Genomic DNA, 24,207 nt, shown 5'->3' on the forward strand with positions numbered 1-24,207 from the left:
TGTCCGCGGCCGTCGTTCCGGTCGGTACGTTCGACCGCACAACGCACGGCTTTCCCGACGCTTCGCTATCCTCAGAAAGCGTTGCGCCCGATGAAACCGCGCACGATCGTCAGCAAGATGATCTTCATGTCGAACCAGAAGCTCCAGTTCTGCATGTAGAAGAGATCGAATTTCACGCGGGCCGCCATCGCCTCGACCTTGCGCGTCTCGCCGCGATAGCCGTTCACCTGCGCCCACCCGGTGATGCCCGGACGCACGCGATAGCGGTACATGTAGGAGTCGATCAGCTGCCGGTAGAGATCGTCGTGTTCGATCGCATGCGGGCGCGGCCCGACGACCGACATCTGACCGAACAGCACGTTGAAGAACTGCGGCAGCTCGTCGAGCGACGTGCGCCTCAGGAACGCGCCGACGCGCGTGATGCGCGCATCGTTGCGCGACGCCTGCCGCACGACGCCCGGCTGCGCGCGATGCACGCGCATCGTCCGGAACTTCAGGATGTCGAACTCGCGGCCGTCCACGCCCTTGCGGCGCTGCCTGAACAGCACGGGCCCCGGCGACGACAGCTTGACCGCGACCGCCAGCATCGACAGCAGCGGCAGCAACGGAATCAGCACGCCGAACGCAAACAGCCGGTCGAACGCGAACTTCGCCCACAGCTCCGGCGCGGAGCTCGGCGTGGTCGCGAGATTGATCGCCGGCATGCCGAGCACGTCGGTCGCGGAGCGATCGACGACCGCCATCTGCCGCACGTCGGGCAACAGCCTCAGTTCGACGAATTCGTCGCGCAACTCGCGCACGATGCGCTGGATCCGCCATTCGTGCGACATCGGCAACGTAAGCCACACCTCGTCGATCCCGCCGCCGCGAATCATGTCGCGCAGCGCGGCCCAGTCATCGATCACCGGTACGCCGCCGATGCCGCCGGCGGCGGCCGGCGCGTCGTCATCGAAGACGCACGCCGCCACGAACGGGCCGTTCGGCGCGAGCTGCATCCGCTCGACCGCCACGCGCCCGTACGCCGTTGCGCCGACCACGGCAACACGGCGTTGCCGCGCCCGCGGGTCGTTGCGCGTCAGCACCCACGCCAGCAGCGCGGCACGGCCGAGCAGCAACGCCGCGTCGCCGGCCAGCACCGTGCGCACGATCCAGCGTGTCGTGACCGTGCCGCCGCGATTCATGATCCACATCGTGCCGGCCACCGTCAGCACGCTCGCGCAGACGACCGCCACCAGCGTCTGCGTCAGCACGTGCGCGCCGCCCTGCACCGCCACGCCGCCGCGCACGGTGCGCAGGTAGCGCGGCAGCAGCGCCACCGTCAGCACGCACAGCAGCGCGATCGCGCCGCGCTGCGCATCGGACAGCTCGCGCCACGCCAGGCCGGATGCCGCCTGCGCCGCAAGCGCCCCCGCCAGGACGAGCACGACGTCGACCGCCGCGATCGCGGCGCGCCGCATCGTATTCGTTCCACCGGACATCGACTGCATCGTTACGCACCATGTGCCGGGAATCCGCCACGCACCTCCGGCATGCGCGGGCGAAGCGGCGCCTGCCTCGTATTGCCGCGCGCCCCGAGCAAGCGGCGATAGTCGGCGCGAATCAGGTCGTAGCATTCACACGCGTGGTGTTCGAGACCGTCGCGGTCGAGCACCGTGATGCGGCCGCGGCGCTGCCGGATCAGCCCGGCTTCCTGCAGGTTGCCGGCCGCCTCCGTCACGCCTTCGCGCCGCACGCCGAGCATGTTCGCGATCGTCTGTTGCGTAACGGGCAACTCGTCGCCGTCGATGCGGTCGTGCGCGAGCAGCAGCCAGCGGCTCAGCTGCTCGCTGACCGAGTGATGCCGATTGCACAGCGCGGTGCGCGAGATCTGCGCCATCGTCGCCTGGCAGTAGTTGAGCAGCAGCCGGTACGTCTGCGGCGATCGCTCGAATTCGGCACGCATCACGCAGCTCGGCACGCGATACGCCATCCCGCCGATACGCACTTCGACCCGGCTCGATGCCGCGACGCCGCCGACCAGCGTGCCGAGGCCGACCACGCCTTCGCGGCCGACCACCGCCACCTCGACCATCGCACCGTCTTCCATCAGGTGCTGCACCGACATCATCGACGTCGTCGGAAAATACAGATGGCGCATCGGCTCACCGACCCGGTCGAGCATCCCGGCCTTGATCCGGACCAGTTCCAGATGCGGTGCGATGGTACGGATGCTGTCCTCCGGGAGGGCATCGAGGATTGCGTTCGCCGTGTAGCTCGAGTGAAGATGAAGCATGTCTGTATCCCTTTTATTGTCCGCGCCGCGTGCAGCCGCAAGCACGGAACTCGTTATCGCGATGCGCGCCCGGACGTTGACAGTGGTTGCGGCCCACAACCCTGATTCCGACTGGTCATCGGCTTGTTATCGCCGGATCGAGTCGACGTCCCGTTTCGACGCGCGAATTCGAATAAGCGATTTACGTGCCAATACCCGTCCATCCTTAATATATGAATCACGCCTGATTTAGATCACCCGAATATTCGGCCTCGCCACATAAAAAACGTCTCATTTCCGGACACTCTGCCGGCGACGGACACAGCGCGTGATTTGACTGATCAATTCAGATGTAAGGAATCAGGGCAATGGAATCGGAACCATGAGGCTTATCGTTCAAATACTTACAGCCGTTTTTCAATTGTTTCCGTGATGTCCCGGGCCGCACTTCCCCGCGTGGCCGCGCCGCACACGCTCGTTTGAAACTGTCTCAAATTTGAATCGGCACACGCGCTTCCCGTTCTGTAACCCAGCGCACACATCGCTCCCACACCATTGATTCTCAAGGAAATTCAGGCGAGCCCCGTTTATTTGTCAAATAATGTTCAATGTTCGCCCGATGATTTTCACGTACGATGCGCAGCGCCATCCGATTGATTCCCGATCCACCTTGAATGTCCGATCCGGACAGCATTCCGTTTCCGAATGATTAATTTGACGCGAATGAATCATTAAATTCACGTGACGTTTCCGCTCTGGCAAAATCGTCAAACTTTGTGAAATGACGTAATGTGAAAACGATCGAACTAAATCGCGTGCTAGCCTTTTTGCCGCATTGTCATTCGATTTTCGATGAACACAAGTCCGCACGATCGTGCTAATTCCCGTTTACCCGGGATCGCCGCGACGACGCGCGACCGCCACCCTACGAGGATGTGCCGTGACTCTCCAGGCCAACGACGCCGTCGCCTATGCGAACGGCATGATCGAGCTTTCCCACAGCTTCGATGCCAACCGGTTTCTCGCGGCCATCGACCGCGACGAACTTGCCACGCTGGCGCCCCAGCTTCAGCTCGTCCACCTGAAATCGGGGCAAGTGCTGTGCGAACCCGGCGAGATGCTCACCGCGGTGTACCTGCCCGTCACGACGGCGATCTCGCTGCAGTACGTGTCGTCCGGCGGCATGACGCTGGAAGTTGCGGAGATCGGCAGCGAGAGCGTGGTCTGCGACGACGTGATCGGCGGCAGCGGCCGGATGCCGTGCCGTGCGGTGGCCTGTCGCGACGGCTTCGTCTACCGGCTCGACCGGCGCGTATTTTCCGCCGCGTTCGACGCATCGCCGGTGATCCGCCATCTCGTGTTCGTCTGCGTGCGGCTGCTGATGGCGCAGGTGGCGCAGATCACGTTCTGCAGTCGGCATCACGTGCTGAAACATCAGTTATGCAGATGGTTCCTGCTGGCGTACGACCGCACGCGCAGCATCGAGATCCAGGTGACGCACAGCATGCTCGCGCAGATGCTCGGCGTGCGCCGCGAAACCGTCACGGATGCCGCGGGCGAGATCCAGAAGCTCGGCCTGATCCGTCAATACCGCAGCTCGATCGAGCTCGCCGACCTCGCCGGCCTCGAAAAGATGTCGTGCGGCTGCCGCGCGATCGTGCGCGACGAAATGAAGCGCATTCTCTCCGCCGATTCGGGCGTGCCGGCCGCATCGCGCGCGTGATCGACGCAGCGGCCCGGCGCGGTGCTTCGGCACCGCGAGCACGCCGGGTCAGCGGTTTGTAGGGTGGCGAACAGAACGCCGTGCCTGCCAATGGTCTACTGATGCCGGACTGCCGGGGGGACGTCAGCGCACATCGCGCGTCTGCCCGAGCGGACGACACCACGCACGCCGGAGCAGCACGTGAAAAACGAAATCAGAACCATCCTCAAGCACGTCGCCCACCTCGAAGCCGCGATCGATTCGATCGGTGACGGGGACGACCTCTACGAAGCGGGCCTCTCCTCGCTCGACACGATCCAGCTGATGCTCGCGATCGAGAAGCAGTTCGACATCGAGATTCCCGACGAGATGCTGAACCGCAACCTGTTCCGCAGCATCGACGCACTCGCGGCCACGATCGCCACACTGCAACGCACCGAGCACTCCGCATGAGCGCGCTGCTTCCCGAACTCGCGGCCGACAGCGAATCGCATCGGCTCGACGAGGCCGCGCTCGCCGTCGCACAGATCGCCGCTCAGCATGCGGATGCGGTCGATCGCGACGCGCGCTGCCCCGTCGAGGCGATCGAGGCGATGCGCGCGCGCCGGCTGCTCGGCGCGATGGTGCCGACGCATCTCGGCGGCGCGGGCGCGTCGCTGGAAGACATCGCGTCGGCCTGCTCGATCCTCGGCCAGGCCTGCGCGTCGTCGGCCATGGTGTTCGCGATGCACCAGATCCAGGTCGCCTGCATCGTCGACCATGCCGCCGACCAGGGCTGGCACAAGCTGTTCCTGCAGCAGCTCGTGCGCCACCAGTGGCTGCTCGCGTCGGCCACGTCGGAAGACGGCGTCGGCGGCAACCTGCGCGCGAGCCAGTGCGCGCTCGAAACCGACGGCGGCGGGTTCCGGCTGCGCAAATCCGCGCCGACGATCTCGTACGGCGACTACGCGGACGGCATCCTCGCGACCGCGCGGCGCGACGCCGACGCACCGGCTTCCGAGCAGGTGCTCGTCACGCTGCTGCGCGACGGCTACACGCTCACGCGTCGCGGCGAATGGGACACGCTCGGGATGCGCGGCACCTGCAGCAACGGTTTCGTGCTCGATGCGCAAGGCGCCGCCGTCCAGTGCCTGCCGGTGCCGTTCGCGAAGATCGCCGAAGAAACGATGGTGCCGGTCTCGCACATCCTGTGGGCCGCGGTATGGATCGGCGTGGCCGGCGACGCGTTTCATCGCGCGCACCAGTTTTTCCGCGCACAGGCACGCCAGACCGACGGCGCACCGTCGCCCGCGGCGCGACGCATCGCCGAATCGCTCGCGCTGATGCAGGCGATGCAGGCCCGTGTCGACGCCGTGCTGCGCCTCCATGCGAACGCGTCGTCGAGCTCGTGGTCGGCCGGCATGGCCCGGGCCGCCGAAATCAACACGCTGAAGACCTACGTGTCGACGACCGCGCTCGAAGTCGCGCACCAGGCGATGATGATCTGCGGGATGGCCGGCTACAAGCAAGGCACGCCGTTCAGCATCGGCCGCCACCTGCGCGACCTGCTCGCGGCGCCGCTGATGATCAGCAACGACCGCATTGCCGCCAATACTGCGAGCCTGCTGCTCGCGCTGCGTCCTGCCACGCTGGAGAAACATTCGTGAACGACCGCCTCGCCGTGCCCTCCGCCGCCTCCCCTCCCGCCGACGCGCCGCTCGACCGCGCAGGCGTCAACCCGCTGCGCGACGAACTGATCGACGCGGGCCTGCTGGTCTCGACCGGCATCCAGGGCCTGTTCGGCCGCAGCGAGCGATTCGAGCGCGTGGTCGAAGCGCTCGACGCATTCGTCACGCGGCTCGGTGCCGACCAGCAGGCCGAAGTGCTGCGCTTCCCGCCGGCGATGAGCCGCACCGAGTTCGAGCGCAGCGAATACATGAAGAGCTTCCCGCAACTCGCCGGCAGCGTGCATGCGTTCTGCGGCGACGAACGCCAGCACCAGCGCGTGCTGCAATGCCTCGATCGCGGCGACGACTGGACCGAAAGCCAGAAGCCGACCTACGTGGTGATGACGCCGGCCGCGTGCTACCCCGTCTATCCGGTCGTCGCACGCGCGGGCGCGCTGCCCGCCGACGGCCGGATCGTCGACGTGTTCTCGTACTGCTTCCGTCACGAGCCGTCGCTCGACCCGACCCGCATGCAGCTGTTCAGGATGCGCGAGTACGTGCGGATCGGCACGCCCGAACAGATCGTCGCGTTCCGCGAAACGTGGATCGAGCGCGGCACGCGGATGATCGAGGCGTTGCACCTGCCGAATGCGATCGATCTCGCGAACGATCCGTTCTTCGGGCGCGGCGGCAAGATCGTCGCGAACAGCCAGCGCGAGCAGAACCTGAAGTTCGAGCTGCTGATCCCGATCGAGCACGACGGCCGCCAGACCGCATGCCTGAGCTTCAACTACCACATGGACCATTTCGGCCTGCTGTGGAACATCCGCACCGCGACGGACGACGTCGCGCACACCGGCTGCGTCGGCTTCGGCCTCGAACGGCTCACGCTCGCGCTGTTCCGCCATCACGGCTTCGACATCGATGCGTGGCCGCAAGCCGTGCGCGACGTACTGTGGGGCACGCGATGAGATTCGTCTCTCGCGACGGTGAAGACGCGTCGTTCGAGGAGGTGCGCCACCGCGCACGCCACTACCGGCCGCACCCGCTGCACAGTCAGGAGATGGTCTGGAAGCAGACCAACTGCTACGTCGACATGTGGCTCGAGGTGCTCCGCTGGTGGGGCCTGAATCCGTACGCGGCGCTGCCGTTTACGATCGCGCTCGATTTCGAGGGCGACCAGTTCACCTTCTTCAAGTTTCCGCACGACGAACTGGAGCGGCTCTACGGGATCGTCGTGCAGGAACACTCGATCTACGAGCCGCTCGACCGGCACATCGAGACGCAGGTCGCGCGCGGCCACCTGATGATCGTCGAGGTCGACGCGTGGTTCCTGCCCGACACGCGCGGCAGCAGCTACCGCACGCAACACACGAAGACGACGATCGGCATCGACGCCATCGACCGCGTGAAGCACCAGATCGGCTATTTCCACAACAGCGGCTACTACGTGGCCGAGGATTTCGACTACAACGGGCTCGTCGGCGGCAGTTCGCCGATGACGCTGCCGCCGTATGTCGAATGCGCGAAGCGGCGGTTTACGCCGCTCGACGAGCGCGCACTTTGCGACGCGTCGCTCGCCGCGCTGCAGCGTCACCTGCGGCGCCTGCCGGTCGTCAATCCGATCGCCGCCTTCCGGCGGCAGTTGCAGATCGACGCGCGCACCCTCGCCGATGCGCCGCTCGAGCACTTCCATGCGTACTCGTTCAATTCGGTGCGGCAGCTCGGCGCGAATTTCGAATTGTTCGGCCATTACGCGCGCTGGCTGCAGGCCAGCGGCTGCGTCGGGCCGTTCGCCGAGATCCGCGCCGCGTGCGATCGCATCGCGTCCGAAGCGATGGTGCTGGAATTCCGGCTCGCGCGTGCCTGTGCGCGCGGCAAGGAAGAACGCGGCGACTCGACGCTCGAGGCGATCGAGGCCGCGTATGCCGACCTCGTCGCCTGCGCGCGGCAGATCGGCTCGCCGCTGCGGCATGTCGCGCCGGCGCGCAGCGACGCGGCGCCAGTGCCGGCCATGCGGTGACGCGCGCGCGCGCCCTGCCCGCGTGGTCGATGCTCGCGACGGCCGCAGGCGCCGTACGGGAACCGCGCGACCTTCCGGCCGATGACGGCGGCTGGATCGCGGCGCCCGTGCCCGGCACGGTTGCGCAGGCGCTCGCGCTGGCCGGCCGGCTCGGCGACGCGCCGTCGCTCGACGAGCGCGACCACTGGTACACGATCGCACTGCGCGGGCACGGGCCGCGCGTGCTGCGCTTCCACGGCCTCGCGACGCTCGCGCAAGCCTGGCTCGACGACACGCCGATCCTCCGCTCCGACAGCATGTTCGTCGCGCACGACGTGCCCGTCTCGCTCGACGGCACGCACCGGTTGACGCTCTGCTTCCGTGCGCTCGCGCCGCACCTGCGCGACGCGCGCGCGCCGCGGCGGGCGCGCTGGCGTACGCGGCTCGCCGAGCCGGCCGCGCTGCGCACGGTCCGCTCGTCGCTGTTCGGACACATGCCGGGCTGGTTCCCGCCTTACGTCCCGGCCGGCCCGTGGCGGCCGGTCGACGTGCTCGATCCGGCCGACGGCCCCGTCCTGGCCGAATCCCGCCTGCAGGCGCGCGTCGAAGGCGACACGGGCTGGCTCGACGCGGAACTGACGTTCGCCGCGCCGCTGCCCGCGAACCTCGCCGCGCGGCTTTCATGCGGAGAACATCAAGCGACGCTCGAACGCGCCGGCGCCGACCGGCTGCGCGCGAGCGTCGCGGTCCCCAACGTGCGCCGCTGGTGGCCGCATACGCACGGCGAGCCCGCACTCTACGAGATCACGCTGCATATCGGCGACGAACGGCGGCCGCTCGGCTCGACCGGCTTCCGCACGATCGAGGTCGACGGCGGCGCCGACGGCAAGGGTTTCGGATTGCGCATCAACGGCGTACCGGTGTTCGCGCGCGGCGCCTGCTGGAGCAGCGCCGCCCCGCTCGCGCTGCACGCGGACGACACGACCTACGGCCGCCTGCTCGGGCTCGCACGCGACGCCGGCTTCAACATGGTCCGCGTCGGCGGCACGATGACCTACGAGTCCGACGCGTTCCACGCGTGGTGCGACCGGCTCGGACTGCTGGTCTGGCAGGACTTCATGTTCGCGAACTTCGACTACGCGCTCGACGATCCCGCGTTCGCCGACGACATCGATCGCGAAGCCGATCAGTTGCTTGCACGCCTCGGCGCCTCGCCTTCGCTTGCGGTGCTGTGCGGCGGGAGCGAGATCGCGCAACAGGCCGCGATGTCGGGGCTCGGGCCGAAGCAGCGCTTCCTCGAGCTGACGGCCGAGCGGCTGGCCGGCCATGCGGCCGCGCGCCGCCCCGACGTGCCGTACGTACCCGATTCGCCCGACGGCGGCGTGCTGCCGTTCACGCCGCGCGAACGCGTGTCGCACTACTACGGCGTCGGCGCGTACCTGCGTCCGCTCGACGACGCGCGGCGCGCGGATGTGCGTTTCGCGAGCGAATGCCTCGCATTCGCGAACCTGCCGTGCGATGCGACGCTCGCGGCGCTCGGCTGGCCCGGCGTGCATGAGCCGCGCTGGAAAGCCGCCGTGCCGCGCGACCCCGGCACGTCGTGGGATTTCGAGGATATCCGCGACCACTATCTGCAGACGCTGTACGACGTCGCGCCCGACCGGCTGCGGCGCGAGGATCCGGCCCGCTACTTCGAGCTGTCGCGTGCGGCGATCGCGGACCTGATGCGCGAGACGTTCTCCGAATGGCGTCGTAGCGGCTCGCGCTGCGCCGGTGCGCTCGTATGGCAGTTCCAGGACGTGATGCCCGGTGCCGGATGGGGGATGATCGACGCCGCGCACCGGCCGAAATCGGCGTGGTACGCGCTGCGCCAGGTGCTGCAGCCGGTCCAGGTGCTGCTCGTCGACGAAGGCCTGAACGGGCTCGACGTGCACGTGGTCAACGAACGCCCGGTGCCGCTGTCGGCGGCGGTCGAGCTGGTCGCGCTGCGCGACGGCCGCACGCCGGTCGCGCGGGCCGGTTGCCCGGTGCGGATCGCCGCGCACGACGCGATACGGATCGGATCGGGCGACCTGCTCGGCCGCTTCTTCGACTGGACCTATGCGTACCGCTTCGGGCCCTGCGAACACGACACCGTCGTCGCGACATTGCGCGCCGACGACGGCACGCTGTTGTCGCAGGCGTTCCATTTCCCGTGCCGCACGCATCCGGCCGTGCTGGCGCGCCGCGAACTCGGGATCGAGGCGTGCGTGTCGCGCGCCGGTAACACGTGGCACGTCGACATCGACACGCGGCACGTCGCGCGCCACGTGCAGATCGACGCGCCGGGCTTCGTGCCGCGCGACGACTGGTTCCACCTCGCGCCCGGCACGCCGGCGCGTGTCGCGCTCGTTCCGTTGACCGCCTCCGGCAACAACCCGGCGACCGACGCCAACGTGCCGCCGGTGGTGGACATCCGTGCAGTGAATGCCGCGCGCGCGGTGCGCGCCACGCAGGCCGATTGACGTGACGCTCGCGGCCGCTTCAGGCCGCGAGCGTGTTCCACCCAGTCTCGATCCAGTCGCTCAGTCGGATGAACCCGTGCCGCGCGGCCGCTCGATGCCGTACGCCTCCATCCAGCGATACAGCGTCGCGCGCGACACGCCCAGCTCGCGCGCGGACGCCGCGACGCGGCCGCGCGTGCGCAGCAACGCGGTTTCGATCGCCTCGCGCTCGATCGACTTGCGGATGTCGGCCACCGACGGCGACGCCGCATCGAGGCAGTATTCGAGTTCGAGATCGCGCGCGGTGATCAGGCGCCCTTCCGTCATCACGACCGCACGGCGCACGCGGTTGATCAGCTCGCGGACATTGCCCGGCCAGTCGTGCTTGTACAGTGCAGTAATCGCATCGGTCGAGAACCCGCGCACGCGATGGCGCGCGTCGCCGCGGAAACGCTCGAGCATGTGGTGCGCGAGCAGTTCGATGTCCTTGCCGCGTGCCCGCAGCGGCGGCTGGTCGATGCGCATCACGCACAGACGGTGGAACAGGTCGGCACGAAAACGGCCTTCCTCCATCGCGTCGCGCAGGTCGACGTGCGTGGCCGACACGATCCGGACATCGACGGGCACCGGATCGCTGCCGCCGAGACGATGAATCGAGCGTTCCTGCAGAAACCGCAGCAGGCTCGCCTGGCTCTCGTGCGGCAGGTCGCCGATTTCGTCGAGCAGCAGCGTGCCGCCGTTCGCGGCTTCGACGTAGCCGATCTTGCGCGCGTTCGCGCCGGTAAATGCGCCGCGCTCGTAGCCGAACAACTCGGATTGCAGCAGGTGCGGCGGAATCGCGCCGCAGTTGACCGCGACAAACGGGCCGCTGCGCCGCTCCGAATGGCGATGGATCGCGACGGCCGTCAGTTCCTTGCCGGTGCCCGTTTCGCCGAACACGAATACCGGTGCGTCGGTGCGCGCGAACCGCCGCACCGTATCGAACAGCCGCAGCATCGCGCTGCACGTGCCGACGATGCCCTTCTCCTCCGATTCGAGCTGTTCGCGGTCGCGTGCGAACAGGCATTCCATGCCATACGCATGGCCGACCGTATCGGCGATCCGCTGATGCGACGCGGGCAACGTGACGTAGTCGAAGCAATAGTCGCGCAACAGCGCACGCACGTTCGGCGACGCGGTCTGGCCGACGTCGACGAGCGCGACCCACACGACGTCGCGCATCGACGCGCAGGTCGACGCGATGCTGCCGATCGCATCGGCATGGCCGCCGCTGAGATCGAGAATGCCGCAGGTGATTTCGCCGGACGTGTCGCGCAACTCGTTCGCATGCGCGACGACCGACACTTTCCAGTCGCGGCGCGACAGTTCCTTTCGCAGCATCACGGACGGCGACTGCGTCCAGTAAATCAGCGGACGCTGCCCGTTACCGCTCTCCGCGCCGGCGCTCTTATCGCGCGTTATTGGCATATTCATAACGAACCATCACTTTCTCCACTCCGCGCCCCGTTCGCGTGCGCTGCGGCCGGTGGCGCATGGCCGCCTTTCCGCGCTGCGTTGCCGCAGCCTTGGCGAAGATCGAATCTGCACACGGCGAGAACCCCCGGAGGTCGAGCCGGATGTCATCCGGCCTCGTTGTCATCGAACTCGAACGGAACGCGCGGCTGCGGGAGCCACGACATTCCGGCTTTGAAGCGACCCGCCGTCAGGCGGGGCACGTCGGCAAACGGAACATCCGTCCGCATGTGCGTCGCGTCGTACACGACAGTCGCGCCCGATGCCGAACCGAACGGCGGTCAACCTGCTCGCAGATTGACCGCCGCATTTCATCCGTTCTTGAATTTACACCCCGTTTCGAGATGGTCTTGTTACCAAAAGATAATCCTGAATCAACCGGTTACGCAGCCCGTCGGTGCGCGCGACACATGTTTGGCCACTGAGATTTGATTATCACCGAGCATTCCCGTCAATCAGTGGCAAATACTACTTTTCCGCAAGATAACCACGATCGATTGCGTGCAATTTTCACCGAAATCCGGGAAAAAGACCGGCACCGCATGCCGCGCGCCGCATAATCGGGCGCGCCGCCGGCCGGCTGCACCGTCTTGGGACGGCATGCCGGCCGTCCGACCGTTACACGCCGTAATCAACCGGCGCGAATACCGGTCAGGTTCGCAGCGCCGCCCGGCCCTGCCGGACCGGCCGATCGCGCATGCCGTCTGCGGCCGGCGCCTCGTCGTCCGGTGTAAAGCCGGCGGGACCGGCCATCTCCTCCTGCAACGCGGCATAGCCGTCCATCACGAAGCGGGTGAACTCGTCCCGAAAGCGCGCCGAACCAAAGCGTTCGGCGTTCGCGCGACACGCGTGCGGATCGATCGACCCGCGCGGCAGCGCTTCGAAACGGGCCAGCGCGTCGAGCAGCGCGTCGACCGTCTGCGCGCGATAGAACAGGCCCGTTGCACCGGCGGCCGGCCATGCGCGCACCGATTCGCGCACGCCGCCCTTCCCGTACGCGATCACGGGCGTGCCGCACGCCTGTGCTTCGACCGGCGAAATGCCGAAATCCTCTTCCGCCGCGAACACGAATGCGCGCGCACGCTGCAGGTGGTCGTGCAGCACGTCGAACGGCTGGTAGCCGAGCAGTGTGACGTTCGGCCCGGCCAGCGCGCGGATCTTCGCCATCTCCGGTCCGTCCCCGATCACGACGAGGCGGCGTTCGGGCGTACGCGAGAACGCGTCGACGATCAGGTCGATCCGCTTGTACGGCACGAGCCGCGATGCAGTCAGGTAGAACGCTTCCTTGTCCGGGCGCAGCGACAGGTGGTCGACATCGACCGGCGGATAGATCACCGTCGCATCGCGCCGGTAAGTCTTGCGGATCCGGCGTGCGATGAAGTTCGAATTCGCGGCCACACGATCAACGCCGTTCGCCGAGCGCGCATCCCAGTTGCGGATGTAATGCAGCAGCGCCCGCGCGATCGCCGATTTCGGCCCGCGTGCGAGCCCGGCTTCGTTCAGGTACTGGTGCTGCAGGTCCCAGGCATAGCGCACCGGCGAATGCACGTAGCTGGCGTGGAACTGGTCCGGGCCGCTCAGCACGCCCTTCGCGACCGCATACGAGCTCGACAGCACGACATCGTATGCCGACAGGTCGAACTGTTCGATCGCAAGCGGAAACAACGGCAGGTAGCTGCGGTAGCGCGTGCGCGCGAACGGCAGCTTCTGGATGAAGGACGTGCGCACCGCCCGGCCGCGCAGGCAGTCACGATCCTCGAGGAAATCGACGAGGCTGTAGACATCGGCCTGCGGAAAGCAGTCGATCATGTGGGCCAGCACGCGCTCGGCGCCGCCAGGCACGACCAGCCAGTCGTGAACGATCGCAATCTTCAAGTACCGCTCCCGATTCTTCATTGACGTTCGATATGAGTGAGCCGCGCAACGCGGCCACCATGCGGTGCCAATTATCGGGAAGCACCGGCGCGGCCGTTGTGTGCTACCGCACATTGCGCCGTTGTCGGTGCACCGCGACCGTCGCACCGCGCGCAGGCCCACAAACCGGAGCGTGAGTGCGCTTTCGAACAGACCGGCGCGCACGGCATCCGCATCATGATCATCGCCGCACCGCACAGGACGAATGCGTCCGTGCGGCATGGCGTGCTGAAGGTTTCACACGAGGACCGCATCATGGAATGGCATTGTTGTGAATTCGAACATCTGAGCGCCGTCGATCTCTATGCAATCCTGCGCGCGCGCAACGCCGTGCTGGTCGTCGAGGATGCGCATACCCATCTCGACATCGACGGCAAGGACGCAGGCGCATTGCACGTCTATGCAACCACGCGCGACGGCGATACGGCGGAAGTCGCGGCCTACGCGCGGATCCTGCCCGGCGACGACATCGACCCGGACGTCGTGATCGACAAGGTACTGACGAGCGAAGCGTGCCGCGACGGCGATACGCTCGAGCACCTGCTCGAACGTGCATTGACCGCCGCGCTGGCCGCATGGCCCGACGCCGCGCTGCGCATGCACGTCCCCGAGCCGCGCCAGGCGTTCTACAAACGTTTCGGATTCCGCAAGGCATACGGACCGTATCTCGAGCAGGGCGCGCCGTTCGTCGGCATGATCCGGCCGGCCGACCGCGCCGCCGGCGCGCTGCGCCAGCTGCTGTCCCGGACCGTTTCGACGGCCCGCTCGCGAAATGAAGACGCACGCGCCGACGCACGCGTACACAACCGGCTGCCCGCCGATACCGGAGCCAACCGATGACCCGCACCCTACGCCCGGTTCCCGAACCCGACCTGCCGCGCATCCTGCCGGTCATCCTCGCCGGCGGTTCCGGCACGCGTCTCTGGCCGCTGTCGCGCGAACAGTATCCGAAGCAGCTGATCGAGCTGACGTCGAACGAATCGCCGCTGTCCGCGACCGCGCGGCGCCTGAACGGCATCGCGAACGCCGCGCTGGGCGACACGCTGTTGCTGGTTTGCGGCGAACAGCATCGCTTCATGAGCGCCGCGCAAGTGGTCGACCGCGCGGCGCCCGCGCGCATCCTGCTCGAACCGGCCGCGCGCAACACCGCACCGGCGCTCACGCTCGCCGCGCTCGATGCCAGCGTGCTCGAGGACGACCCCGTGCTCGCAGTGATGCCGGCCGACCACGTGATCGCCGACGTCGGCGCGTTCCAGGACGCGATCGCCCGCGCGGCACGTTACGCGCAGGAAGGCGCGATCGTCACGCTCGGCGTGCTGCCGCGCCGCGCGGAAACGGGCTACGGCTATATCCGGGTCGGCGAGCCGCGTACGAGCCGCCACGGCGGACAAGGCGGCTATTCGATCGGACGCTTCGTCGAGAAACCCGACGCCGCGCTCGCCGAGCGCTACCTGCAGTCGGGCGATTACTGGTGGAACAGCGGCATTTTCGTCACGCGCGCATCGGTCTGGCTCAAGGCGATTCGCGCACTGGCGCCCGAGATTCATGCGGCCTGCGAGTCGGCATGGCGCGCGGGCGTTGCCGAGGACCCGTTCTTCCGGATCGATGCGGCGGCCTTCGACGCCTGCCCTTCCGACTCGATCGACTACGCGGTCATGGAGCGCCTCGCCGACAGCAGCGATCTCGGCATCGAAGGCATCGTGGTGCCGCTGTCGGCCGGCTGGTCGGACGTCGGCACGTGGGATGCGATCTGGGAAATCATGCCGAAGGACGATCACGGCAACGTCGCGCGCGGCCCGATCGTGTTCGAGGACACGCAGGACAGCCTGGTGCGTTCGGAAGGCCGCCTCATCGCGTGCGTCGGGATGAAGGATGTCGTCGTGATCGAGACGCCCGACGCGGTGCTCGTCGCGAACAAGCACGACGTGCAGCGCGTGAAGAACATCGTCGCGCGCCTGAAAAGCGACCGGCGACCGCAGGCGAGCGAGCACCGCAAGGTGCAGCGTCCGTGGGGCCATTACGATTCGATCGATCTCGGCGAGCGGTTCCAGGTGAAGCGGATCGTCGTCGAGCCGGGCAAGCGGCTGTCGCTGCAGATGCACTATCACCGGGCCGAGCACTGGATCGTCGTGCGCGGCACCGCGAAGGTGACGCGCGGCAACGAAACCTTCCTGCTCAGCGAGAACGAGTCGACGTATATCGCGGTCGGCGAAGTCCATCGTCTCGAGAATCCCGGCCGGATTCCGCTGGAGATCATCGAGGTGCAATCGGGCAACTATCTCGGCGAAGACGATATCGTGCGCTTCGACGATCAGTACGGGCGCGAGGTCGAGGCACTGCCTTTGCAGCAGGCATAGCGGTGCGGGATACCGTGCGCCCGGCCCGCCGTGCGCGCGAACACCGCGATGGCGATATCGAACGACCGGCGCGTCTCGCCTTCAGTCGATATCGCGCCGCGACCGGCCGGACTGCCTGACGAATTCGCGTACCTGCGGCAACGACGAGACACCCGCACCCACCACGTCCGGTGCGACTGACCGCGATTGGAGCACGGCCGCGCACGGCCCGGCTTTCGCGTCGACGGCGGCGCAATCCTGCCGGGGGCCGACTCGCACCGTCATGCCGTGGACCTCCGACAAGGAATTGTCCACGAGCTGGACGCCCGACACGTTTCCCCACAAGCGAATGCCGTCGAACCGCGCGTGCGACACACGGTTGCCGATCACGGCCACGCGCGTCACCGAGCCCGACCACGTGCTGACCTCGATCGCGGCCTGCTGAGTGAGCGGACGCGGGTCGGTCCGGCCGGCCGCGGTCTGGATGGCCGATACCACGTTGTGCTCGACCCGGACGTCGGACACGCCGTAGGTCCGGTAGCTGTCTTCCTGCGCAACGAGGATCCCCGCACTCACCTGCACGTCACGCACGGTGTTGTTCGAGATCGTCACCTCCGCGCCGCCGACCACCGTGATCCCGCGCCCCCACGTGTTGCCTTCGAGCACGTTGCCGGTAATCAGCACGTTGCGCGTCAGCGCCCCGTCGGCCAGGTAGCTCACCACGGCGATCATGTCGTCGCCGGCCCCGCGGACGACATTGCCCTGAACCAGTACATTGCGCGCGCCGTGCGTGATGTGAATGCCGTCGGCGAGTGTCGACAGCACCTGGTTGCCGACGATCGCGACGTCCGCTCCGCCGAACACGAATATGCCCGCGCTGGCGCCGCCGTCGATGACGTTGTCGAGCACCTGCACGTCACGCCCCGTCACCTCGACCTTGGTCGATTCCGGCGTGTCGAGACGCGTCGCGCCGGTTCCCGTGAGATGAAACCCGGCGAGCGTCGACCCGTCGCCCCGCATCTCGATCGTCTGATTGCCGGGAACGGTCGCAATCAGCGTCGCGCCGACACCCGACAGCACGACATGCCGCTGCCGCACGACCAGCGAACGGCCGACGACATACCGTCCCGGCATGAACACCAGCCGCTGGCCCGGCTGCAGCACGTCCAGCGCCCGCTGCAGTTCGTCCGCCTGATCGGCTGCATCGGGGTCGGGATGAACGTACGCAGCCGGTAGATCCACGTGAATCGCACTCGTTCCGGAAGTGCCGGATACTGCCGCGGCGAACCCCGGCCACGCCAGGCAGCCAGCCATCATCATGCCGGCGATACCGGCGCATACGCGACACAGGCACGGCGATCTGTGCATATCGAATCACTTCCAGGGAGCAACCCGGCGCACGCATCAGCCGGTCGCATCGCCGGACGCGAGCACACCACGCCCCCGACGCGACGTGAGCGTACGCGCAAGCTTCACGAACGGTGCTTCACACAGTCGGTAGCCGGCCCACGACAACGGGATCAAAGGCACCATCGGTACGATCATGTAAAGACCGAGCGGCCATCCGGCGATGTGGAAACGCTGACACAGCCAGTACGCCGCAAACAGCGGAAGACTGTGCAACAGGTACACCGAGTAACTGATCTTGCCGATCCATGACAGCAGGCGGATGCGAAGCTTCAGCACGGTCGCGAGCATCGCGAACGTCGCGATGCCGATCATGTAGGCAAGCGAAATCGGAAGGTGAAACGTGTTGTGATGCCGCCAATCATCGATGGCCCCCGCCAGCGCAACGCCGACGACCGGCACCGTTGCATAAGCGACCGCCGCCCGGTAAGTGACGGAGAGCCGAGACAGCGCACCGCCTCTGGCCAGTCCGACATGCAGCAGTCGCGTGGGGTTGTCGTACGCCTGGCGAAAGCATGCGCCCCAGAACATGATGCCAAGATGATATGGCATGGTCTTGTACTGACTGAGAAGATCAGCCGGGAACAGGTGCAATTTGAGCGTCAACACGAACAATCCGCATAACCCGACAGTGACCAGGCACAGGTGGAGCATCCGGTGAAGCGCCCCGCACCAGAACAAAATCAGGCACAACCCGTAAAAATACAACTCCGTTTCCAGCGTCCAGCCATGCGGCAGGATCAGGCTTTCCCCAAAGGCAACCGGGATCATGGTCACATTTGCCAGAATGCCACGCAGGTCCATCGTTTTATCGAACAAATACCAATGAACAAAATACCCTGCGGGCAGCGCCAGCCAATAGGCCGGATACAGTCGAAGAAATCGACGAACGAGGAACCGCTTCGTGCCCGCGCCGATCTCGCCGTGCAGGCTGGTTGGAATCAGCATGCCGCTGATCGCGAAGAAAATGACCACCCCGATTCTTCCGAAATTCACGGAGCGCTGCAGCGTGTCCAGCACCTGCTGTGAACCGGCAAGAGGGACGAACCGTTCTGCATAGTGCGTCCATATGACCAGTATCACCGCAACGGCACGCATGGCGTCGATATGCTGAAACCGCTCGGAACTCATCGCGTTTGACATGACTGGAATGGTGAAGACTCAAGGCACAAGGCGGCTGGCCGGGTTCATTTGGGATCCGAATGCCTCGCATCGACCCAGTACCACCAGGCGAGTGCGAGAACTGCATAAAAAGCCGTACGCGAGCCGAACATCATCCAGTATTCACCTTGCTGAACGGCGAAGGTTGCATATGAAAAGACCTTCGCCATCAGCCATAGCATCACGACCCCGCCGCGCATCGCCACCAGAATCTGCAGCGCACCGAGCGCGCCGTACACCAGGCCGGTCATCGCGATGAAGAGAGCGCCTCCGGCATAGCCGAACCAGTACACGGGCACGGCCATGTTCCCCATCGTGAAGGTCACGTCGTCGAACATGTAGGCCCTGAGCACGCTCGGCTCGGTGTACGACTTCATCAAGTCACGCAAGCCGCTCGGTTCGGAATCGTCGAAAAATGTCGGCATGGTCCAGGAACCGAGCGAGTTCACGAAGCGCCAGAAGGCGTCCGTGCCACCCAGCCTCGGCGCCGTGAACAGGTGTGCATCGTTGTCGACCACGTACCACGGCTGGCCCTGAAGCAGAAAGCGCGACGAAAGCATGTCGGCAACTTCGAGCCCCTGCCCGCGGTAGGAGTACACAATGGAAACGGCACCCAGCAACAGCGCCAGTCCCGCACCGATACCCAGAAAGCGGACAACCGGCTTGCCGTTCATCGCATGAATCGAAATGAACGGCGCCAGCGAGCACAACCCGATGTGCAGCACTGCCATGAATTGCTCGCCATGCATCACGTTGAGCGCCAGGTCGACAGCCATCGTCAGGATCGCCGCCGCTCGGATGCGCTTGTCGGGACTGGTGGCAATGGTGCCCAGCAGAAAACCCATGAAGGACTGATTGTTCAGGAACAGGTTGAACATCGTCCCGTTCGATGAATCATTCCGCAGCGCGTATCGATTGATGCCGGAAAACAACGAGAACCCGGACGTCAGACCCGCGATCACGCCGATCGCGATGATCGTGGCCGCGAGCCCGAACCCGATCACGATACTGATCGGTTGAAACGTGATCCGTGCCTTGATCGGCTCGCGCGCCGGGCGTTCGTCCAGAAACCGATCGAAGGCAACGAACGCACAGACGACGAAAATCAGATAGAACGAAAGGAGCCGGCTGAACGCCCCTGTCGCGTCACCGATGACGTCGGTTTCCGTCAGATAGCCGCCGTCCTCCAATCCCACGCCTGCAAGGAATGCGGTCATGCCGATCGCCAGTACGTAAAGCATCGAAATGGCAAACACCGGGCGCGATTTGACCAGGGCGACGAGCCCCAGTGTTGCCAGCAGAAACGTGCACAAGGCGCTCGACTCCTTCATGCCGAGCGCCGGCATCACCGCGTTGAACAGCAATGCGAGCGTGAACAGCGTCAACCCGATCAAGCTGTTCGCGGAAACAAAGCCTCCCGTGCCGCCCAATGCTCCCGTCGTTCTATCCATCGTGCCGCAACCCGAAATTCGCGCCATCCGTCATGCACCCGTACCCGGCGGCGCATGGCTGATCATCACGGGCGCTCAGGACCATGGCAAACCGCGTCCGGGAAGGCCGGATCAACCATGACCCGACGAACGGCGTGGCTCGTGCCGTATCCGTATCGACTTGAGGTGTTCGTTTCGCCATGATCCGATAATTCATTTTCTGCGCTCCGCTCTGCTCAACATCACGCAACGTTTCTGAGCAGTTCCTTTCTTACGCGCGTCCATGCCCTGAACCACAACGTATCGGATGCGACGTAGCGAGGATCGGCCTGCGCCCGGGTTTCCTTCGCGTGTCGGTTCCCGTTCGCGTAATAGCCGTGGCGCAACGGTGAAAGCGCGAAGCCGTTAAACACCAGGCCATCCACGTTCGCACCGACCTTGTTCAGGTTCTCGATCGCGTCCGCCACATCGACGTAGCTGACCGAACCTTGACGCGCCACCATCAACGTGATGTCGGCGAACCTCGACAACATGGCGACGTATGCTGCCGGACGAACCGGCGGCGCATCCACGATGATCACGTCATATTCGCCGCGCAGCGAGGCGAGCAGCGCCCCCAGCTTCTCGGTGCCGTACAGGTTCGGCACGCGATCGACCTGTTTTCCGGCAGACAGCATGTCGAGATTTTCCTGAACGCGCGCGATCGCCTTCCTGAGATCGATCGAGCCTTTCAGCACATCCGACAAACCCTTCTCGTATTTCGCCGGCACGCGTCGGTCGATGCTCCCTTGGCCCGCATCGGCGCGCACAAGCAGGGTCTTCAGGCCGCTGGCCGCAAACAGACCAGCAATATTGGCGGAGATCATCGACTTGCCCTGCCCCGGTTCGGGCGACGTCATCAGGACAGTCGTCGCCTTGCCCCGATCCGCGCTCATCCTGCAACGCAACAGCATGGCCAGATTCGCCATCGCCTCGGCGAGCGGCGTATCCGGGTGCTCGCTCACCGCCATGAAAGCCGACCTGTCGCTCGGGTCGGCCTCGATCTGCCGCGGCGACGACGGTAGTACACCGAGCATCGGCACGCCGGCCATCGCTTCCAGATACTTCGGATCACGAACACGCCTGAAAAACAATGCAAAGCCTTGTGCCACGGCAACGCCCAATATCAGCCCGACCACTGCACCCAGCACGATCACGAGCATGCGCTTCGGCCGAATCGGCTTGTCGCTCACATCGGCCTTGTCGATGATCGATGCATTACCGACCGTGCCCGCTTTCGCGATCTGCAACTGCTGCGTGTTGTTCAGCAAGCCGACATAGAGCTGGTTATTGACTTCGACGTCTCGCGCCAGACGCAAATAGGTCTGCTGCTGCGACGGCAAGTGCGCCACCTTGCTTTTCAATTCGGCCGCCTGCTGATCGAGCGTCTTCAGCTTGTTGACCACGGCCGCGATCTGAGGCTGTCCGGCTACATATTTGGACGACAAGTCCTGATACTCGAGCTTGGCTTCGAGCCGCGACTTGTCCACCAGCGCCAATTGGTCAATGAGCAGCCTGACGTCGCCCTGCGAATCGATCGAACCTTGCGAGTTGCGAAACGTGTTCAGCGCCTGCTCCGCCTGCTCCAGCCGTGCCTTCACCGCCGGCAGTTGCGCTTCAAGGAACGCCAGGCTGCGTTCCGCGTCGTCTGAACGCCGTCTCGCGTTGATATCCAGATAGGCCGCGGCTATCGCATTGAGCAGCCGCGCGGCAAACACAGGATCGGGATCCTCGAGACTGAGCTGCATGATGCCCGACTGGCGTTTCGTTTCAGCGCCGGCCAGCTTGGTCAGGACGGCGTCGAGTCGAACGGACGTGGCAACCCGCCGTACCCGGAACTCCGTACCGGGGCGCGCCACGATCCGCGACACCTCCACGCGATAGCCGTTGCCTTCGCTCGGCTGGCCGATGACGCCCTTCAACACCGTTTGGCCATCGCTGTCCTTCAACAGGAAACGGTTGCCCTCGAGATAATCAAACTCCAGTTTTTTGCCAAGCTGTGCATCCGGGACGTCGAATTTGCTGAATTCGACTCGTTCACCGCCCCACGCCCAGAACGGCGTATTGAACAACGGCTTGACGAGACCATCCGCATCCTTCGACAGGATCGAACCAAGAAAACCACCGACGAGCGGAATCCGATTACTGACTGAAACTTCCGCCTGCGCGACGGTTTTCTCGATCGCCTGGGTGACGACCGTGCGCGAGCGAGCGATATCGATTTCGCCGATGACGGCGGAGTTCTGAATATCGAGCGCATTCGAAATCTCCGAAAGCGAACCCAGCGCGCTATGCTTGTTTTCCTGGACCTGTATCAATGTGTCAACAGAATAAATCGGTGTCGCCGACATCGCATACACGATCGCCAACAGCAGGCACCCCAGAAAAACAGAAATAAATGCATTTCGATAATAAAACACATTTTCCAGCAATTCGGTCAGCGTAAAGCGAGTCGCGTCGCGGGAAATATTTCCCGCGCCGTCTCGGTACTCATTAGATGAACGCTTATCCAATGCCATGCATAAACTCCCAAATTGCCACCTTGCCAGGTTTCTCGTGGCGCCGCGTGCTCGTGGTCACGCGTGCCGCGCGACACCCTTGCCAGGCCGGGCCATCGTGGGCGCCTGCCCTGCATCCGACTGCAGGTCGGTAAAAAGTGCGCCACTGAACCCTTGCCCCAGGAACCCCAATGATTCTGTTTGTCCGGGCCACTATGCGATAAATACCCGACGCGCTAAGTGCGATGGCTTACATTAACAGGCACTGATGGCGCGAATCTCTCGGTTGCCCATCTGTCTCGTGCTATGTTAAGTGCCCGTCGCTTCCCCTTTCGACAATCCATGACAATTGCGGGCTTGATGGCGCAGCCGGACGCATGACCGCCGATATCAGGATGTCGAGACGAGAAACGCCAGAAACTCGAAGGCACGGCAAGTATTAAATTAATTTGAATTGTTTCTAAATACGGGTCATATCCGGCCGGCAGACCAGCCGGTTTACCATGCTGAATGACGACATGAACAACCACCAGCTGTTCGATACGCTCGCGCTGAAAAAGAACGACCATGCAGCGCGTCGAATGCGCGCCGCGCTGTCCGTGGCGATTTCCACCCTGCTTTCGGCGTGCGCGTTCGCGCCGGGCCAGCACATGGCAGACCAGGCTGCATTGCCGGTCACGACCGCCGACAATGGCGACGTGACCAGTGACATGAAGGTGCCGGTCAAGCAGATCGATCTGACGCTGATCAACCAGATTCACACGGAGCAGAAGCAGCGCACCTCGTCGCCGATTCCGGGCAATCTGCTCGGCAAGCCGAGTGGCTACAAGCTCGGCCCGGGCGACGTGCTGCAAATCACGGTGTGGGATCACCCCGAATTCGCTGCCGCTGTCGGCCAGCCCACGCAGAACACGAAATCGTCCGACGCAGCACCCGGTTTCGTGGTCGATAGCGACGGCAACGTGCAGTTCCCGTACGTGACGCGGCCGATCCGCGCGGCCGGGAAGACTTCGGCGCAGGTCCAGCGGGAACTCGATGCCGAACTCAGGAAAGTGTTTATCAAACCGCAAGTGACCGTTCGCGTCGCATCGTTCCGCGCCGAGCAAGTGTACGTAGACGGCGAAGTGCGCGCCCCCGGTTCGCAGGCGATCAACGACATTCCGATGACCCTGGTCGAAGCGGTCAATCGCGCGGGCGGCTTCGCGCCGAGCGCGGATCAGAGTCGCGTGACGATCAGTCGCAACGGCACGACTTATCCCGTAAACGTCGCGCAGATGATGAAGACGGGCAAGAGTCCCGCCGCCATCATGCTGCAGCCGGGGGACCTGTTGCATGTGGGTGCGCGCGATGACAATCCCGTCTATGTCATGGGAGAAGTGAACAAGCCGACGGCCGTGCCGCCCCAACGCGATGGCTCGCTCACATTGAGTGCGGCGCTTTCGGAGGCCGGCCAGCTCAACCAGCAGACGTCGAACGCCCAACAGGTTTTCGTGCTGCGCAAGGCCGCCGACAGCGAGCCGGTCATCTATCACCTCGACATGAAGTCGCCCGTCTCGATGCTGCTCGCGAATCAGTTCCCGCTCGCGTCGAAGGATATCGTGTATGTCGACAACACCGGGCTGGTCCGCGCGAGCCGCGTGCTGAACCTGCTGCTGCCCGCCATCAGCGCGGGGTTGACCGGGGCGCTCATCACCAAGTAAGCGGCTTGTCGGAGGGACGGCAACGGCGACGCCTGTCGACTCGCATCGCACAATGGCTGCCGTTCGGAAGGATGGCGAATCCGTTGCATCACGCTTCCATCGCCGCCTCCTCGCCGGCGGCGCACG

Annotated in this window: 17 protein-coding genes; 9 read left to right on the forward strand and 8 right to left on the reverse strand. The window is 65.1% G+C overall.

Translation table 11 applies throughout. The features are described 5' to 3' along the window. Window positions 1–71 precede the first annotated feature (71 nt). Both DIE03_RS04640 and DIE03_RS04645 read right to left on the reverse strand, forming a co-directional pair. Window positions 72–1,478 (reverse strand): undecaprenyl-phosphate glucose phosphotransferase, encoded by a 1,407-nt coding sequence (locus DIE03_RS04640; RefSeq protein ID WP_124447935.1) that lies wholly within the window; start codon window positions 1,476–1,478, stop codon window positions 72–74. Between the two features lie 11 nt (window positions 1,479–1,489). Continuing rightward, the gene (locus tag DIE03_RS04645) at window positions 1,490–2,272 is read right to left on the reverse strand and encodes a Crp/Fnr family transcriptional regulator (RefSeq protein ID WP_124447937.1); all 783 of its coding nucleotides are present in this window, start codon (window positions 2,270–2,272) and stop codon (window positions 1,490–1,492) included. Window positions 2,273–3,191: 919 nt separating this feature from the next. Between DIE03_RS04645 and DIE03_RS04650 the strand changes: the two genes are divergently transcribed. The 6 genes from DIE03_RS04650 to DIE03_RS04675 all read left to right on the forward strand — a co-directional run bounded on the left by DIE03_RS04650 (window position 3,192) and on the right by DIE03_RS04675 (window position 10,105). After that, window positions 3,192–3,974: a Crp/Fnr family transcriptional regulator gene (locus DIE03_RS04650; RefSeq protein WP_185658096.1), complete on the forward strand. Its 783-nt coding sequence runs from the start codon at window positions 3,192–3,194 to the stop codon at window positions 3,972–3,974. A 180-nt stretch (window positions 3,975–4,154) separates the two neighbouring features. Beyond that, window positions 4,155–4,406, forward strand: a complete 252-nt coding sequence (locus tag DIE03_RS04655; protein ID WP_124447939.1) for an acyl carrier protein — start codon at window positions 4,155–4,157, stop codon at window positions 4,404–4,406. Then, window positions 4,403–5,599, forward strand: coding sequence for an acyl-CoA dehydrogenase family protein (locus DIE03_RS04660; protein ID WP_124447941.1), 1,197 nt, complete (start codon window positions 4,403–4,405; stop codon window positions 5,597–5,599). Before DIE03_RS04655 ends, DIE03_RS04660 begins: the two co-directional genes overlap by 4 nt. Continuing rightward, window positions 5,596–6,570 (forward strand): amino acid--[acyl-carrier-protein] ligase, encoded by a 975-nt coding sequence (locus DIE03_RS04665; RefSeq protein ID WP_124447943.1) that lies wholly within the window; start codon window positions 5,596–5,598, stop codon window positions 6,568–6,570. The genes DIE03_RS04660 and DIE03_RS04665 overlap by 4 nt, the downstream gene beginning before the upstream one ends. After that, window positions 6,567–7,622 (forward strand): DUF1839 family protein, encoded by a 1,056-nt coding sequence (locus tag DIE03_RS04670; protein ID WP_124447945.1) that lies wholly within the window; start codon window positions 6,567–6,569, stop codon window positions 7,620–7,622. The genes DIE03_RS04665 and DIE03_RS04670 overlap by 4 nt, the downstream gene beginning before the upstream one ends. After that, the gene (locus DIE03_RS04675) at window positions 7,619–10,105 is read left to right on the forward strand and encodes a glycoside hydrolase family 2 protein (RefSeq protein WP_124447947.1); all 2,487 of its coding nucleotides are present in this window, start codon (window positions 7,619–7,621) and stop codon (window positions 10,103–10,105) included. The genes DIE03_RS04670 and DIE03_RS04675 overlap by 4 nt, the downstream gene beginning before the upstream one ends. 60 nt (window positions 10,106–10,165) lie before the next feature. Here the strand turns inward: DIE03_RS04675 and DIE03_RS04680 are convergent, their stop codons facing one another. Continuing rightward, window positions 10,166–11,557: a sigma-54 dependent transcriptional regulator gene (locus DIE03_RS04680; RefSeq protein ID WP_185658097.1), complete on the reverse strand. Its 1,392-nt coding sequence runs from the start codon at window positions 11,555–11,557 to the stop codon at window positions 10,166–10,168. Between the two features lie 690 nt (window positions 11,558–12,247). After that, complete coding sequence (locus tag DIE03_RS04690) at window positions 12,248–13,471, reverse strand: glycosyltransferase family 4 protein (protein WP_260434795.1); 1,224 nt, start codon at window positions 13,469–13,471, stop codon at window positions 12,248–12,250. Window positions 13,472–13,687: 216 nt separating this feature from the next. On the opposite strand from DIE03_RS04690, the gene DIE03_RS04695 reads away from it, so the two are divergent. Together DIE03_RS04695 and DIE03_RS04700 are read left to right on the forward strand one after the other, a co-directional pair. Beyond that, window positions 13,688–14,350, forward strand: a complete 663-nt coding sequence (locus DIE03_RS04695; RefSeq protein ID WP_124447953.1) for a GNAT family N-acetyltransferase — start codon at window positions 13,688–13,690, stop codon at window positions 14,348–14,350. Further along, the gene (locus tag DIE03_RS04700) at window positions 14,347–15,867 is read left to right on the forward strand and encodes a mannose-1-phosphate guanylyltransferase/mannose-6-phosphate isomerase (protein ID WP_124447955.1); all 1,521 of its coding nucleotides are present in this window, start codon (window positions 14,347–14,349) and stop codon (window positions 15,865–15,867) included. The genes DIE03_RS04695 and DIE03_RS04700 overlap by 4 nt, the downstream gene beginning before the upstream one ends. 81 nt (window positions 15,868–15,948) lie before the next feature. Here DIE03_RS04700 and DIE03_RS04705 read toward each other — a convergent pair whose 3' ends face one another. The 4 genes from DIE03_RS04705 to DIE03_RS04720 form a co-directional block, all read right to left on the reverse strand. Further along, window positions 15,949–17,214: a right-handed parallel beta-helix repeat-containing protein gene (locus DIE03_RS04705; protein ID WP_124447957.1), complete on the reverse strand. Its 1,266-nt coding sequence runs from the start codon at window positions 17,212–17,214 to the stop codon at window positions 15,949–15,951. Window positions 17,215–17,250: 36 nt separating this feature from the next. After that, complete coding sequence (locus DIE03_RS04710) at window positions 17,251–18,396, reverse strand: acyltransferase (protein ID WP_124447959.1); 1,146 nt, start codon at window positions 18,394–18,396, stop codon at window positions 17,251–17,253. A gap of 44 nt (window positions 18,397–18,440) precedes the next feature. Then, window positions 18,441–19,865, reverse strand: coding sequence for a DUF6418 domain-containing protein (locus tag DIE03_RS04715; protein ID WP_124447961.1), 1,425 nt, complete (start codon window positions 19,863–19,865; stop codon window positions 18,441–18,443). A 221-nt stretch (window positions 19,866–20,086) separates the two neighbouring features. Further along, window positions 20,087–22,402: a GNVR domain-containing protein gene (locus tag DIE03_RS04720; protein ID WP_124447963.1), complete on the reverse strand. Its 2,316-nt coding sequence runs from the start codon at window positions 22,400–22,402 to the stop codon at window positions 20,087–20,089. A 497-nt stretch (window positions 22,403–22,899) separates the two neighbouring features. Here DIE03_RS04720 and DIE03_RS04725 point away from each other — a divergent pair, with 497 nt between their 5' ends. Beyond that, complete coding sequence (locus tag DIE03_RS04725; protein ID WP_124447965.1) at window positions 22,900–24,081, forward strand: polysaccharide biosynthesis/export family protein; 1,182 nt, start codon at window positions 22,900–22,902, stop codon at window positions 24,079–24,081. The last annotated feature ends 126 nt before the right edge of the window (window positions 24,082–24,207 follow it).

It is taken from the genome of Burkholderia sp. Bp8992, assembly GCF_003853705.1.
In the GTDB taxonomy this organism is placed as follows: Bacteria; Pseudomonadota; Gammaproteobacteria; order Burkholderiales; family Burkholderiaceae; genus Burkholderia.

Excerpts from the sequence above, each read along its gene's own strand:
- DIE03_RS04640 (WP_124447935.1), bottom strand. The coding sequence starts at position 1,478 with ATGTCCGGTGGAACGAATACGATGCGGCGCGCCGCGATCGCGGCGGTC.
- DIE03_RS04645 (WP_124447937.1), bottom strand. The coding sequence starts at position 2,272 with ATGCTTCATCTTCACTCGAGCTACACGGCGAACGCAATCCTCGATGCC.
- DIE03_RS04660 (WP_124447941.1), top strand. The coding sequence starts at position 4,403 with ATGAGCGCGCTGCTTCCCGAACTCGCGGCCGACAGCGAATCGCATCGG.
- DIE03_RS04670 (WP_124447945.1), top strand. The coding sequence starts at position 6,567 with ATGAGATTCGTCTCTCGCGACGGTGAAGACGCGTCGTTCGAGGAGGTG.
- DIE03_RS04680 (WP_185658097.1), bottom strand. The coding sequence starts at position 11,557 with ATGAATATGCCAATAACGCGCGATAAGAGCGCCGGCGCGGAGAGCGGT.
- DIE03_RS04695 (WP_124447953.1), top strand. The coding sequence starts at position 13,688 with ATGATCATCGCCGCACCGCACAGGACGAATGCGTCCGTGCGGCATGGC.
- DIE03_RS04700 (WP_124447955.1), top strand. The coding sequence starts at position 14,347 with ATGACCCGCACCCTACGCCCGGTTCCCGAACCCGACCTGCCGCGCATC.
- DIE03_RS04705 (WP_124447957.1), bottom strand. The coding sequence starts at position 17,214 with ATGCACAGATCGCCGTGCCTGTGTCGCGTATGCGCCGGTATCGCCGGC.
- DIE03_RS04710 (WP_124447959.1), bottom strand. The coding sequence starts at position 18,396 with ATGTCAAACGCGATGAGTTCCGAGCGGTTTCAGCATATCGACGCCATG.
- DIE03_RS04715 (WP_124447961.1), bottom strand. The coding sequence starts at position 19,865 with ATGGATAGAACGACGGGAGCATTGGGCGGCACGGGAGGCTTTGTTTCC.
- DIE03_RS04720 (WP_124447963.1), bottom strand. The coding sequence starts at position 22,402 with ATGGCATTGGATAAGCGTTCATCTAATGAGTACCGAGACGGCGCGGGA.
- DIE03_RS04725 (WP_124447965.1), top strand. The coding sequence starts at position 22,900 with ATGAACAACCACCAGCTGTTCGATACGCTCGCGCTGAAAAAGAACGAC.